Below are 13,859 nucleotides of genomic sequence, written 5' to 3' on the forward strand. Positions count from 1 at the left end.
ATCATCCTGGCGTATGGCTTAGCGCGCGTGCGGGGGCCGGGGCAAGCGGTGCTAGTCTCCGGTTGGCGCATCAGGCTCTTGTGGGGTCGTGGGCGGCGTGTCGTCCAAAAGGCTGCCCCCGTCGCCAAGTGCGGCGTCGATCCGGGTCAAGGCCAACGCGGTAATATCGACCTGGTCGGCCGACGCGATGACGATACGCCGATCAAGGATGACCAAGGCCCCTGTCTCGCGGGCCAGCTGCACCAGGATCGGATTGGCCTTCTCTAAGAAAATCTGTTGCGCGCGCTCGGTCTGCTGGCTAATGGCGCGGGCCTTGGCGTCTTGCGTCTGGCGTATGTCCGTCACGCGGCTGTCGAACTCCGAGGCCAGCTCGCGGAATTCGGAAATACCCATGGTATCACGCTGCTGGGTCAGCCGGCGCTCCTCCGCTTCCAACTCGGCTTCAATCTGGCGATTTTCGGAAGCAAGTTCAGCCGAAGCGGCATCGATGTCGCGCGCGATACGCTGGCCAAAAAGGCTCTCACTAAACAACGCATCACGGTCCAGCACCACGACGGCAGACGTCGGAATCCCGACTGTAGGCGCGCCCCCTCGCTGTTGCGCCAATGCCGGAGCAACAGCGAAGGCGGCGGCCAAAGCCACCGCCAGAAACCGCATCAGAACCGCGTCTGGATCGTCAGGTCGAACGTCTGCTCTTGGTCGTAGTCACGCTTGTTTATGGCGCGCGTGAAATTGAACCGGAGCGGACCGATTGCCGTGTCCCAGAGGAATCCGACGCCGACGGCGGAGTTCAGGTAAAAATCGTCGTCGACGGGAATAGGGCCCGACAGGCTCGTGTCGTCCAATCCCCAGACCGATCCGACATCAAGGAACGTCGCTGCTGTGATACCATACTCGTCCGGGATGAAACCCAACGGGAATTGCGCCTCGAACCGGGCAGCAACGAAGTAGTTTCCGCCCAGCGAGTCGTTCGAGAAGTTCAGGTCGCGCGGACCGATTCCACCGGATTCAAACCCCCGGATGATGCTGGGGCCGTTGAAGAAACGGTTAGACTGGCGGGATGCATCGTCGTTTAACGTGCTGATAACCCCGCCCTCGAGTGTCGCGTTCAGCGTGATTTCATCATTGCGAACCGTACGCTGCGCGGAAGCCAAGAACGTCGTTTTCACGAATTCCTCGTCGCCGCCGACACCGGCAAACTGCTGACCGAAACGCAACCGCACACCACGTGTGGGGTCCAGACCCTGACCGATGGTGTTGAAGTTGTACGTGTAACCCACGAATGACGTAATCGATTTGCCTTGATCAGCAAGCAAAATTGGCGACAGGGCCGTTCCCGGCCGCGCGTCCAGTTCATCCTGGCTGATCCCGTAGAACACGCCCAAACGGCTGTATTCCCCTGCGGGGAAATCCAGCCCCGTGCGGAACCCGACGCTTTTGGTGTCGAAGGTGAAGGCGTCGTCCGTATTCTCCGAATAGTAAGCCGAGAAGGACAGCGCCAGATCGCGGTTCAGGAAGTAGGGTTCGATGAAGGACACCCTGGTGGACCCGCTATCGCTACTGGTATCGACTCCGACATTCAGGGTCTGCCCGCGCCCGAGGAAGTTGGTCTCCGAGAAGTTCACCGACACGCCGACACCGTTCTGAACGGAGTAGTTCGCACCAAAGCCCAGCGATCCGGTCGGCTGCTCCTCGACATCGACGTCAACGATGACCTGATCGGGACCCGAGCCTTCGCGCGCCGTGACATCGGCCTGGCTGAAGTAACCCAGGGCGCGAATACGCTCGGCTGCGGCGCGAATCTCACGGGGGTTGAACGGATCACCCTCTACAGTGTCAAATTCCCGACGAATGACTCGGTCAAGCGTCGTCGCGTTGCCTTCAATATCGATCCGTTCAACGAATTGCCGCTCACCCTTCTCGATTACGAAATCGACGTCCAGCGTCAGATCGGCATCGTTCCGACGGACCTGAGGTACGACACGCACAAAGGTCAGGCCCTGCTGCGTTGCCAGAAGCTCCAGCCGCTGAATCTGCCGCTCGATCGTCTGCGGATTAAATATATCACCGGGACTGACTCGGACTTCGGACTGGTATTTATCCGTGTCGATCTCAGGCAGCGTCGAAACGGCGGTGACGGTGCCAAAACGGAACTGCTGCCCTTCCTGCACACGGAAGGTGAGGTAATAGGCGTCGCGGCTCGGCGACAATTCGGGCGTGGCCGACAGAACCTGTATATCGGCATAACCGCGCGAAAGGTAGAAATCGCGCAGCAATTGCGCGTCCAACGCGACGCGATCCGCCACGAAGGTATCGGCACTTACAAGCGCACGGAAAATACCCGCCTGCTTGGTTTCCAGCACACGGCGAAGACGACGGTCGGAAAAAGCCCTGTTCCCGACGAAGCTGAGCCGCTCCACCTCGGTCACGCGTCCCTCGGCGACTTCGAAGACGAGGTCGACGCGATTGTCGCTGCGCCGGATGATCTTGGGCTGAACCGTTGCCGACAGGCGACCGGACGACGCATAGGCCTCGGACAGGGCTGCCGCGTCCTGCTCCGCTTGGCGAGGCGAATAGACGCGCCGCACTTGGCTGCCGACTACGGTCAACAGGTCGTCGTCATTGAGGCGATCATTTCCTTCAATCGAAATCCGATTGATGGTTGGATATTCGTTGACGATTACCAGCAGCTTGGAGCCTTGCGGCACGATCTCGACTGTTTCGAACAGGCCGGATGCCTGAAGACGCTGAAATCCGTCGTTGAGTTGACCGGCCTCGATGGCCTGACCGGGCGTTACGCCCAGCGTCGCAAGCACAGACGATGTCTCGATCCGGGTATTTCCCTGCACCTCGAAAGTCTGGAATCGGTAGGTCTGCGCCGCGACCGAAGTGACACTTGAAAACACAAGAACTCCGGTGGTCGCCATGAGACTAAGCCTGAGGCCCGTAAGTCCCGCTGCAACCAGCTTTTTCGTATCCAACCCTGCCCGAACGCCGTCGTGATCCATCATGTCATCCGCCTCATTACGACAGTCTTTTGTCGTCAGTACCGAACGCCATGGAGCATGTCAAAGACGGTGAATCTCGAAAGTTGGTGTGTGTTGCCTGAAATTCAACCTCGGCCCACGACACCTGCCATGATTACAGCGACTGCACCCAGGCAGCCAGCAGGATCGCGCCTCCGATGGAGAACGCGGCAAGGAAGCGGTCGATGTTCAGGCCCATGAAGACCGAGAGACCGCGGTATCCATTCTGTACGTGACGCATTTCTTCACCCTCAGTTAAAGCTGTCACAACGATGCCAACAGAATGGGGCGGGAATTTGGCAGTCATGGGGCCATTCTGGACCGTCAATCGTCGCGATAACGAAACGATCAGGCGCAATCGATCAGGTGCATGTTACATCGTTGAATAGCACGAACACCATCAGCGCGCCCATGAGAGCCAGCCCCATGACCATCAAAACCTTGACCGCGCCATCCGACGGCGGCTTGCCACGCACGGCCTCGTAGGCGTGAAAAACCAGGTGCCCGCCATCCAAAACGGGAATCGGGAACAGGTTCAGCAGACCGACCCCTGCGGACAAAAGCGCGATAAAGCCGATAAAGCTGGACAATCCGTGACTGGCGGCGACGGCACTGGTCTGCGCGATGCCGATCGGTCCGGACATGTTGCAGGAGCTGATTTTCCCGGTAGCGATGTATCCCAAGGTCGAAATGGAGCGGCCAAGGATGGTCCAGACCTGCGTGACTCCAAATGTCACCGCCTCAATGGGGCCGGACCGCTCGGTCGCGGCTTCGAATGCCAAGCTTGACGTGATTCCGATCAGCGCGCGCGTCTCGAACCCGCCATCGGCCAAGGGAATGTCACGTAGACGCGGCTGCAAAGCGAACTCGAGGACCTCACCATCGCCGCCATCTTCGCGCCAGACCGTCAGCGCTACCGTTCCGTCGCCCACGCCGGCAACGGCAGCCTGCAGGTCCGCAAAGGAATTCATTGCCGCGCCATCAGCCGTCAGGATCACGTCGCCCGGACGCATGCCAATGTCCCAGGCCGCCGAACGTGGCTGAACCGTGGAGGCGCGCGCCGGGACCGGAGCAATAGCGTCAACGTCGATCACCGCGCCGTCCCGCTCGACCTGGTAGGGCAATGTCGGCGCGGACGGCAAATCACCAATCAGATTGCCGATATCCGCGATGTCGTTCACCGATGTTCCGGCGATGGACAATATCCGGTCGCCCGGCTGGAGCGTTTGCATCTGGGCCGGAAGCGGTACCGCTTCGCCGACCGTGGGCGTGTCTGCCGCCCGGCCAAGGATCATTGCCATGCCAGCAAACAGCACGATGGACAGGATGAAATTGAAGATCGGGCCCGCCGCCACGGTCGCCGCCCGCCGCCAGAGCGAGGCACCGGTCATCGTCTCGGCCCGCTCGGACGCGGTCATATCCTGTACCGAGTCGTCATCTCCAACCGAGGCTGCGTTCGCATCGCCGCGGAACTTGACGTAGCCCCCCAACGGCAGGGCGGCCAACTGCCAACGCGTTCCGTGCTTGTCGACCTTGGACGCAATGATCGGTCCGAAACCTATGGAAAAGACATCCGCCTTGATCCCGCACCAGCGCCCGACGATGTAATGGCCGTATTCATGAATCGCGACGATGATCGACAGCGCAATCACGAAAGCCAGGATCATCCAGGCGAAGCCGCCGAACTGTGTTGCGATATCTGCCATCTGCGGTTTCCTTAGTTGGTCAGAACGTAGCAGCGATGTCGCGTGCGACATCCCGGGCCTGCCGGTCCGTTTGAAGCACCATATCGAGGTTCATGGTGGCAGCATCAAGGCATCCTGTCGCATCCATGCGGTCCAACGTGCGCTTTACCAGCGGTGCCATGTCGGTGAACCGAATGCTGCGATCAATAAACAGATCAAGCGCAGCCTCCTTGGCTGCGTTGAACACTGCCCCCGCAAGCCCGCCCCGATCCATCACGGACCGCGCGATTTCCAACGCCGGGTAGCGGGCAGGATCGGGCGCGTGGAAGTCCAGCGTGGCAACGCGCGCAAGGTCCAGCCGCTCCACCGGCAGATGTGTTCGGGACGGCCAGTTCAACGCATAGCCGATGGCATGCCGCATGTCGGGCGCACCTAGATGGGCCATCATCGCGCCGTCATTGAATTGCACCAGCGCATGGATCAGGCTTTGAGGATGAATGATCGTCTCGATCTTCGATGCAGGAAGCCCAAAGAACTCTTTGGTTTCGATCAGTTCCATCGCCTTGTTGAACATCGAAGCGGAATCGATCGTGATACGCTGGCCCATGTCCCAATTTGGGTGCGTACCCGCCTGTGCAGGCGTCGCCCGCGCCAGATCAGCGAGCGGCATATCCCGCAGGCCGCCGCCTGACGCTGTGATGATCACTTTCTCGACCGCGTGCATTTCCTCGCCGACAAGGGCCTGAAAGACGGCCGAATGCTCGCTGTCCACCGGCAGGATACGGCATCCATGCCGCGCCGCTTCGGATAGCAGCAGCGGTCCGGCGCACACTAGGCTTTCCTTGTTGGCCAGGGCCAACGTGCCGCCGTGGCGCACCGCGCGCAGCGACGGGACCAGCCCCGCGCTGCCGACGATTGCCGACATGAACCAGTCGGAGGGACGATCCGCTGCCTCCTCCAGGGCCCCTGCCCCGGCGGCCGCCTTGATCCCCGTTCCGGCCAAGGCGTCGCGCAGGTCTTCCAGGCGTTCATCGTGGGCGGTAACCGCGATCTCGGCCCGAAGCCGGATCGCGTCGGCGGCCAATTGGGCAATATTGTTGCCCCCGGTCAGCGCGACCGTCGTGTGCGTGCCCGCATCCAGCAGGTCCAGCGTGTTTTGCCCAATGCTTCCGGTGGCCCCGAAGACCGAAATCCGCGTCATCCGACCCCCGGAATCGGCGGGAATTCCGACAAACTCTCGACCACGAGAAGCATCAGCGCGGCACCCAGCATCGCGTCGAACCGGTCGAACAAACCACCATGTCCCGGTAACAGATTGGAGCTGTCCTTGACGCCCATCTTCCGTTTGATCGCGCTTTCGGCGATGTCACCCATCTGCGCCATCATGGCCAGCGCGACTGAAATGCCGACCGTCTCCCATCCCGCGTTTTGCCAGACGGCCCAAATGCCGCCGATTACGGCCGCCCCAATCCAGCCTGCTATCGTACCCGACCATGTTTTCTTGGGGCTGACCCGCGGCCAGAACTTGGGGCCGCCCAGTATCCGGCCCGCGAAGTAACCGGCAACGTCCGATATCACCACGACCGTGATCAGCCAGACCATCCACACCAGCCCGAAGTTGGACAGATGCTGCGTCAGGGACAGCCCCGCCAACATGATGGCGGCGGTGAAACCGACCATGATACGTCTGTGCCGCCGAATGAATGCGATGCCAGCCATGGGCACCAGCATCAGAACCGGCAGCCCAAAGCCAACCGGCAAGAGGTTCGCCGAAAACAGCGCCACACCGCCAAGAACGGCCATCAGCATTGCGCGCTTGGGGCCCGTGCGCAGCATCGTCGCTAATTCCCAGAGCATGAGGCCGACGCAGATCGCGATCAGCGAGACGAACCACAATCCTCCGCCCCAGATCGCGACGCCGCCAACGAGGAACAGGAAAACCGCAGTGCCGAGACGCGGGGCCAGGTCCTGAAAGCGGCCAGCGATCTGCGGCTCGATGGGATCTTCCATCGTGAATTCGAAAAGCGGCGGCTCTTCTTCGTCTGCCTCGGGACGATCGCTCATGCCCTGACCCCGCCAAACCGTCGATCGCGCCCACCGAACCGCGACAGGATCTCTTCCAGATGTTGGCGGGTAAAGTCAGGCCAGAGCGTGTCGACGAACTCGTACTCCGAATAGGCGGACTGCCAGAGCAGGAAGTTGGAGATCCGCGCTTCGCCGCTGGTGCGGATCACCAGATCAGGGTCGGGTAGCACATGGGTATCAAGATATCGCGGCAGTGTCTGGTCGTCGATCGCATCCGGGTCGAGCTTGCCGTCGGCGACATCACGCGCCAGCCGCTTTGTCGCGCGCGCCACCTCGTCACGTCCGCCATAATTGAGCGCGATGGTCAGGTGACAGCGCGTGTTATGCGCCGTCAGCGCCTCGACCATATCCATTAGCCCGCGCAGTTTCTTGTCCAACCGCAACCGGTCCCCGATGAACCGCACGCGGGTGCCCTGCTCCAGCAGGGTCTGCGCCTCGGTCTGGATATAGCGCCGAAACAGGGACATCAGGCCCGAAACCTCGGCCTGCGTCCGCTTCCAGTTCTCGGTCGAAAAGGCGAAGATAGTACAGTATTCCACGCCCAACTCGGGGCAGGCCTCCACGATCTCGCGAACGCGCCTCGCACCGGCGCGGTGGCCCAGAAGACGCGGGCGGCCCCGCATCTGGGCCCAGCGACCGTTGCCATCCATGATGAAGGCGACGTGTCGCGGACTGGGTCGCGCGCCGTTCTTGGCATCTGGGGTCATGTGGATGTCTCCTGTCCCATCAGCGCGCCCGGCTGTCCCGCCGGGGCTCCGCCCTTCAATTGGCCGGACGGTCCACCGGACCGTTCGCCGCCCATGGGGCGGTTTGCCAATCAAACTTGCATGATTTCACCCTGCTTGTCTTCCAGCGCCTGGTCGATCTTCTTGATATAGGTGTTGGTCAGGTCCTGAACCTCCTGCTCCCACATCTTGGCTTCGTCCTCGGCCAGGCCGTCGGCCTTCTTGATCTTGTCCATGCCGTCGCGGCGGATGTTGCGGATGGCGACACGGGCACCCTCGGCATACTGGCCGGCGACCTTGGTCAGTTCGCGTCGCCGCTCCTCGTTCAATTCGGGAATCGGCAGCATGATGATCGTCCCGTTCAGCTGCGGGTTGATGCCCAGACCGCTTTCGCGGATGGCCTTCTCGACCTTGCCGACCAGCCCCTTGTCCCAGACGTTGATGGTGACCATCCGCGGTTCGGGAACGTTCACGGTTCCGACCTGGTTGATCGGCGTCGGGCTTCCGTAGGCGTCGACCATCACCGGCTCCAGCATCGAAGCCGAGGCGCGGCCCGTCCGCAGCGAGCCGAATTCGGTTCGCAGGCTCGCCATCGCGCCATCCATCCGGCGCTCCAGGTCGTTGGTATCAAGGTCGAAATCGTCGGCCATTGGACTTCCCCTAGCAGGCTGGAGCCCCAAGGGCTCCGATCGGTTTTTGCTTCATTTAGCCAATGCGACGCACCAAGGCCAGAGGGGGGCGACAGAGGGCCGGTACAGGCCCCGCCATGCCGATGCGGGCGCGATGTGCGCAACCCGATGTCGGGGTGCCAGAAAAGAAGTGTGGATGTCCCAGTCTCGGCAGTCAACGGGGTTCAGGTCGTGGCCGCCCGGCTCAAGCCTGCCGGTCATGGTGTGCTCCAAAGGTCTGGCAACGACACGAAAATCGCGCCACCCCTTTGCACCCTTCCACGCAAACCCGCGCGCTGCGGGCGTCAGCCTTCGACGCGTGTGCAGGTTCCGGTACCTGCAAGGATCGACCGGAATCCACCCGGCGCATCCAACGAGAATACGATGATCGGCAGACCGTTTTCACGCGCCAGCGCAATGGCCGAGGCATCCATCACCTTGAGATGTTTTTGCAACACTTCATCATATGTAATCGTCTCATAACGGACGGCATCCGAATGCTTCTCCGGGTCCTTATCATACACGCCGTCGACTTTCGTGCCCTTGAAGATCGCACCACAGGACATTTCCGACGCGCGCAACGTGGCCGCCGTGTCAGTCGTGAAATAGGGATTTCCCGTGCCGGCGGCGAAGATCACGACGCGCTTTTTCTCCAGGTGGCGGACGGCGCGGCGGCGGATGTACGGCTCGCAGACCTGATCCATAGGGATGGCGGAAATAACGCGAGTGTGGATGCCCAGGCTCTCCATCGCACCCTGCATGGCCAGCGCGTTCATCACCGTCGCCAGCATGCCCATGTAGTCGGCGGTCGTGCGCTCCATCCCCTGCGCGGAGCCTTGCAAACCACGGAAGATATTGCCGCCACCGATGACCATGCAGATCTCGACGCCCATTTCGTGAACCGATTGGACTTCCTTGGCGATACGCTCGACTGTGGGCGGATGCAGGCCATAACCCTGCGGCCCCATCAGCGCCTCTCCGGAGATCTTGAGCATCACGCGCTTGAGGGGTTTCACACCGCCGGTGTCCAGATCCTGCATCGTGCTACCCCTCGTGTCCGTTGCGGTCACGGGTATGCCGGATTAGGCGGGAACGGGCAACCGGGATGATCGGTCGCTACAACGATAGATAGAACGACCTGCATGATGTTGAATTTTATTCATAATACCCCTTCGACCCAGCCCATACTGATCGCTGGCCCGACGGCTTCGGGCAAGTCGTCGCTGGCCCTGGCTATCGCCGAGTCTGCGGGCGGATGTATCGTGAACGCGGATGCGCTTCAGGTCTTCGCAGACTGGCGCAGCCTGACGGCGCGGCCTTCCGTGGCCGAGGAAGCCCGCGCTCCGCACGCCCTGTACGGTCACGTCGATTGGCAGCGCGCCTATTCGGTCGGCGACTGGCTGCGCGACGTCGCACCGCTTCTTGCGGGCGAACGGCCAATCATCGTGGGCGGCACGGGGCTGTATTTTCGCGCGCTGACCGAAGGGCTGGCCGACATTCCAGCAACACCGCCGAATATCCGGGCGGAGGCACAGACGCGCCTCGACGAGCAGGGCCTCGACGCCCTTGCGACGGAGTTGTCGCCGGACGTGCGGCTCGACATCGACCTGCAAAACCCGATGCGCGTGATGCGAGCTTGGGAAGTGGCCCGCCATACCGGGCGGTCCATCCGTGACTGGCAGGCCCAGACACCACCGCCGCTCATTCGGCTGGCCGATGCGCTGCCCCTTGTCGTCGATGCGCCGAAGGATTGGTTGACCCCACGCATCGAACGGCGGTTCGAAATGATGCTTGAGGACGGTGCGCTGGAGGAAGCCCGCACCGTCCTTCCCAAGTGGGATCCGACGCTGAACGCAGCGCAGGCCATCGGCGCGCCCGAACTTATCGCCCATCTGCGCGGCGAGATGACGCAGGCACAGGCAAGGGACGCGGCAATCATCGCCACCCGCCGATATGCCAAGCGGCAGCGCACGTGGTTCCGGGCGCGTATGGGCGGATGGACCCGCATCGACGCTACGACTTTGTGATCCTTTGACATGCGGGGCGGCGGCGTGGTCACCTTACGTCATGTCGCGCATTCGCCTCTTCGAATCGCGTGACCTTTCCGAAGCCGAACGCCTGACCGGCCTTTCGCTGGAGATGGTCACGCCCCTTATCCGTCACGGACGCTGGCGCCGCACCCTGCCCCATGTTGAAAAACTGCCGGTGCTGATCTGGATGCAGCGGGGGCAGGGGCGCGTGACGATCCTGGGCCGCACCCGCGGGTTTCAGCCGTCGACAGCGATCTGCCTGCCACCCGGCACGCCATTTTCGATCGAGCCGGGCGCAATGACCGAAGGAACGCTTCTGCGCCTTCCAAACCTGTTCGAAGCCCCTTTGCCCGATACGCCACGGATGCTGCGCCTTTCGGATGTCAGCACGCAGGGGGAATTGTCCGGCCTTATCGATCGGTTGGGCCGGCACGGCGACCTGGGCAACCCATCGGCAGGGCGCGCTGCCCTCGGGCGGGTGATCCTCATCTCGGCCTTGATCGAGAAACTCGCGTCGACACAGGCCGTGGCACACGTGTCGCGGCCCGCCGCGCTGGCCGTCCGGTTCGCCCGCATGGTGGAAAAGCACCTGTGTACAGGTGCCACGTTGGAGGAAATCGGGGCCGAGATGGGCGTGACCGCGACCCACCTGACGCGAACCCTCCGGGAGACAGCGGGCATGACCGCCGCAGCATACATGCAGGCCCGCCTTATGCACGAGGCCTGTCGCCGCCTGTCCGACACCGATGATGCCGCAGCCACTATCGCTGCCGCCCTAGGCTTCTCCTCCGCCGCCTATTTCACCCGGGCGTTCGGGCGTGAAATGGGCAAGACCCCTTCCGCCTTCCGGGCCGATGCGCGGCGGGTCGCTCGGGCCTGAGCGCCATGGATTGGGCGTAGGCACCGGCTCCACCGGACCTGTGGGGCATCTTCAGGACCGCTTGAGCGCGGCCTCGATGTCCGCCCGCACTTCGGCTGGCAGAATATCAATCGCACGGGTCATCATCGACAAGTCCTGCCGCGCCTCATGTAATTGATCAAGTAAGGAAATCACGACCCCAAGCACCGTCTCATCAAGTTCAAGATCATGCGAAAGGTCGCACAAAAGCTCTAACCGCGCGATGTCGATTCGGCGAAAAACATATCGGTCTTCCTCCTGTTGCGGCTTGACGAAGCCGCCCTTGATGAAGCTGACCAACTGGCTCCGGGTCAGTCTTGTGACAGTCGTGACAACTTCGTCTTCCGAGAAATGCTCCGTCATCTTCCGGCCTCCCTGAGCAGGGCGGCGCGCGGGTCGCCTTTTTGTGTCTTGCGCCACTCCGACAGGAAGTCGCGCAACTTCTTATCCGGGTCGGACGGCACCACGATCCTGAGTTCGACCCGCTGATCGCCCTTCTTCGTTCGCCCTGCGCGCGTGATCCCCCGGCCGCGCAGCCGCAGAACCCGGCCCGAACTTGCCCCGGCCGGAATGGTCAGGCCGACTGGTCCGTCAATGGTGGGTGCGGTCACCTTGCCACCCAAGACCGCCTCGTCGACCGTAATTGGAAGCGTCAGCAGGATGTCATCGCCCTCCCGGCGAAACACTGGATGGGGCCGTACCATAACAGTGATCAGCGCGTCGCCGGGTGCCCCGCCCCCAAATCCCGGCCTGCCCTTGCCGCGTAATCGCAGGGTCTGGCCGTCCTCGGTACCGCGCGGGATCTTGACGGCGAGGCTCTGACCATCCGGCAGAGTGATCCGGGTTTCACCGCCCCGCGCGGCGTCCATGAACGGCACCTCAAGGGAATACCGCGCATCCGGCCCGGCAGCGGAAAAGCCGCGCCCGCCGAAATCGCCACCGCCCCCCATGCGCCCGCGGTTGCGCAGGATGTCGGCAAAAATGTCAGCGGGGTCGAAATCGGGACCGGCACCCTGCCCCTGTCTGTAAGCATTGTCGGGCGCATCGGCGAAATCGCGGTAATACTGGCGTTGCGGCTTTTCGGCCCCAAGCCCGTCGATTTCCCCAGCGTCGAAACGCGCCCGCGTTTCGGGGTCTTTTAGGATTTCATAGGCGGATGAGATGGCCTTGAACCGCGCCTCGGCCCCGGCGTCATCGGGGTGCAGATCCGGATGGCTTGTACGCACGAGCTTTCGATACGCACTCTTGATCTGTTTTGCCGTGGCCGTCTTGGTCAGACCGAGCGCTTCGTAGGGATCGTTGAGCATCCCGTCTCCCCCTCTTTGACCGGACGCACCTGGCGGCGAAAAAGACGCGTACCATGCCCTGTCCACCGCCAGATGCCACGCCAACAGAGGTTACGTCGTTGATGCATGTCAATGGTGTGACAACGGCTGATGCGATCAGGTTAGCGGCCAGACCCCGACCATTATCGGCAAGCCGGCGCGCATCCGTTGGCCCCTGCCCCGGTCAAGTATCAACGGACTGAAATGTTGAGGGCGCTCTGGCGAAACGGGGTATCAGGGCTGGGTCGCACAAACAGAACCGCAGGTCGGGTCCGATGCGACAGGCGTATCAAGCGGGAAGGCGCCCACCATGATCAGGACCATTGCCATGCCGCCCGGCGGGCGCAATGATCACAGTAAGGCTTGGCGTTACGACAAACGTCTCGGCCCGGTTTGTGTCGGTTTACGCGCAATCGCCTGCCATTTTCATTTCTTCACTGCGCGTCCGACCGTGACGTCATCGGGCTTGCCTTGCCGTTCCGACGGTGCGGCCCAAGGTTCGACGACCACTCCAACAGAAAACGAGGCTGCCATGGATACGATTGATATCGAAGAAAGATCACCCAGCCGCAAGGAAAGCGGAAAAATGCCCCCTATCCGCGAGGATGCAGGCCGTGCACCGCAACATCGTCACTGCGAAGACTCCTCGCAAGGTGACCGCAGGCACAGGGTACTCGACCTCGAAGAAGACCTGTTCAACAACGTGCCGGTCTGACCAGTTACTGCCAATGACTGGAATCCCCGCCCACGATCGGGGCGGGGCGCAATCGGTGGGCGGCAATGCCCTGCTCCGCGCGAAAAGACTCTAGACCCGGATCACATCCGTCGCCTGCTCGGTGGCCTCTCCCTCGAACGTCTCACCCGAGGCATCCGCCTCCGCTTTCGTCTTCTGCACCAGATGATCGCGATGGTGCGGCGGACCATAGATCGTGTAGAGCTTCAGCGGTTCGTGCCCTGTGCAGATCACGTTGTGATGTGCCCCCGCCGGCACCACGAAGCCGTCGCCCGCGCCAATCTTGTGGGTGACGCCATCAATCACGGCCCGTCCCTTTCCGTCCTCGACCCGGAAGAACTGGTCTGTACCTTCATGGGTCTCGCCGCCAATCTCGCCGCCCGGCTCGATCGACATCAGAACCAGTTGCAGCTTCGTTCCGGAATAAAGGACGCGCCGGAAGTCGCTGTTTTCTTCGGTCAATTCCTCGATGTTTCCAAAATATCCAATCACGTCGCATCTCCGCCAACTACGCCGCCCTATGCGGCCATACGCGGCATGTCTGAACCACTCGGGCCGGGGACGCATTGATCCGAGTCAGTATCGGTAAATCGTGCCTCGCCGCGGCACGAACGGGAAACGGCGCGCAAGGTTGCCCCCGCGCGCCGTCCCGGTTCGGGTCGGTTACCCCGACCTGCCGTCAGC

The 13,859-nt window shown here is 62.1% G+C and carries 15 protein-coding genes; 3 read left to right on the forward strand and 12 right to left on the reverse strand.

What is annotated here, in order from left to right:
- Positions 1 to 51 precede the first annotated feature (51 nt).
- The 9 genes from BLV27_RS12355 to pyrH form a co-directional block, all read right to left on the reverse strand.
- Positions 52 to 657 carry an OmpH/Skp family outer membrane protein gene (locus BLV27_RS12355; protein ID WP_092646416.1) on the reverse strand — a complete coding sequence of 202 codons (606 nt, stop codon included), beginning with the start codon at positions 655 to 657 and terminating at the stop codon, positions 52 to 54.
- Entirely contained in the window at positions 657 to 2,927 is a 2,271-nt protein-coding gene (gene bamA / locus BLV27_RS12360) for an outer membrane protein assembly factor BamA (RefSeq protein ID WP_092646529.1), read from the reverse strand. Before bamA ends, BLV27_RS12355 begins: the two co-directional genes overlap by 1 nt.
- A 214-nt stretch (positions 2,928 to 3,141) precedes the next feature.
- Complete coding sequence (locus BLV27_RS19370) at positions 3,142 to 3,333, reverse strand: hypothetical protein (protein ID WP_092646418.1); 192 nt, start codon at positions 3,331 to 3,333, stop codon at positions 3,142 to 3,144.
- A gap of 55 nt (positions 3,334 to 3,388) precedes the next feature.
- Positions 3,389 to 4,732 (reverse strand): RIP metalloprotease RseP, encoded by a 1,344-nt coding sequence (gene rseP, locus BLV27_RS12370; protein ID WP_244504648.1) that lies wholly within the window; start codon positions 4,730 to 4,732, stop codon positions 3,389 to 3,391.
- Between the two features lie 19 nt (positions 4,733 to 4,751).
- Positions 4,752 to 5,912: a 1-deoxy-D-xylulose-5-phosphate reductoisomerase gene (gene dxr / locus BLV27_RS12375; protein WP_092646420.1), complete on the reverse strand. Its 1,161-nt coding sequence runs from the start codon at positions 5,910 to 5,912 to the stop codon at positions 4,752 to 4,754.
- On the reverse strand, positions 5,909 to 6,775 hold the full coding sequence (locus BLV27_RS12380; RefSeq protein ID WP_342024878.1) for a phosphatidate cytidylyltransferase: 867 nt from the start codon (positions 6,773 to 6,775) through the stop codon (positions 5,909 to 5,911). The genes dxr and BLV27_RS12380 overlap by 4 nt, the downstream gene beginning before the upstream one ends.
- On the reverse strand, positions 6,772 to 7,503 hold the full coding sequence (uppS, locus tag BLV27_RS12385) for a polyprenyl diphosphate synthase (protein ID WP_092646422.1): 732 nt from the start codon (positions 7,501 to 7,503) through the stop codon (positions 6,772 to 6,774). Before uppS ends, BLV27_RS12380 begins: the two co-directional genes overlap by 4 nt.
- Before the next feature lie 110 nt (positions 7,504 to 7,613).
- Positions 7,614 to 8,171 carry a ribosome recycling factor gene (gene frr, locus BLV27_RS12390; protein WP_092646424.1) on the reverse strand — a complete coding sequence of 186 codons (558 nt, stop codon included), beginning with the start codon at positions 8,169 to 8,171 and terminating at the stop codon, positions 7,614 to 7,616.
- A 323-nt stretch (positions 8,172 to 8,494) separates the two neighbouring features.
- On the reverse strand, positions 8,495 to 9,229 hold the full coding sequence (gene pyrH / locus BLV27_RS12395) for a UMP kinase (protein WP_092646426.1): 735 nt from the start codon (positions 9,227 to 9,229) through the stop codon (positions 8,495 to 8,497).
- Between the two features lie 105 nt (positions 9,230 to 9,334).
- Here pyrH and miaA point away from each other — a divergent pair, with 105 nt between their 5' ends.
- Positions 9,335 to 10,216, forward strand: coding sequence for a tRNA (adenosine(37)-N6)-dimethylallyltransferase MiaA (miaA, locus tag BLV27_RS12400; RefSeq protein WP_092646535.1), 882 nt, complete (start codon positions 9,335 to 9,337; stop codon positions 10,214 to 10,216).
- Between the two features lie 40 nt (positions 10,217 to 10,256).
- Positions 10,257 to 11,099, forward strand: a complete 843-nt coding sequence (locus BLV27_RS12405; protein ID WP_170831441.1) for an AraC family transcriptional regulator — start codon at positions 10,257 to 10,259, stop codon at positions 11,097 to 11,099.
- A 51-nt stretch (positions 11,100 to 11,150) separates the two neighbouring features.
- Here the strand turns inward: BLV27_RS12405 and BLV27_RS12410 are convergent, their stop codons facing one another.
- Positions 11,151 to 11,480 carry a chaperone modulator CbpM gene (locus BLV27_RS12410; RefSeq protein ID WP_092646430.1) on the reverse strand — a complete coding sequence of 110 codons (330 nt, stop codon included), beginning with the start codon at positions 11,478 to 11,480 and terminating at the stop codon, positions 11,151 to 11,153.
- The gene (locus tag BLV27_RS12415; RefSeq protein WP_092646432.1) at positions 11,477 to 12,424 is read right to left on the reverse strand and encodes a DnaJ C-terminal domain-containing protein; all 948 of its coding nucleotides are present in this window, start codon (positions 12,422 to 12,424) and stop codon (positions 11,477 to 11,479) included. The genes BLV27_RS12410 and BLV27_RS12415 overlap by 4 nt, the downstream gene beginning before the upstream one ends.
- Positions 12,425 to 12,752: 328 nt before the next feature.
- Between BLV27_RS12415 and BLV27_RS12420 the strand changes: the two genes are divergently transcribed.
- A complete protein-coding gene (locus BLV27_RS12420) occupies positions 12,753 to 13,157 on the forward strand; it encodes a hypothetical protein (protein ID WP_092646434.1) in 405 nt (134 codons plus the stop codon).
- A gap of 90 nt (positions 13,158 to 13,247) precedes the next feature.
- On the opposite strand, the gene BLV27_RS12425 is transcribed toward BLV27_RS12420, so the two are convergent.
- The gene (locus BLV27_RS12425; RefSeq protein WP_092646437.1) at positions 13,248 to 13,667 is read right to left on the reverse strand and encodes a cupin domain-containing protein; all 420 of its coding nucleotides are present in this window, start codon (positions 13,665 to 13,667) and stop codon (positions 13,248 to 13,250) included.
- Positions 13,668 to 13,859: the final 192 nt, after the last annotated feature.

The organism is Jannaschia faecimaris (genome assembly GCF_900107415.1).
Taxonomy (GTDB): Bacteria; Pseudomonadota; Alphaproteobacteria; order Rhodobacterales; family Rhodobacteraceae; genus Jannaschia; species Jannaschia faecimaris.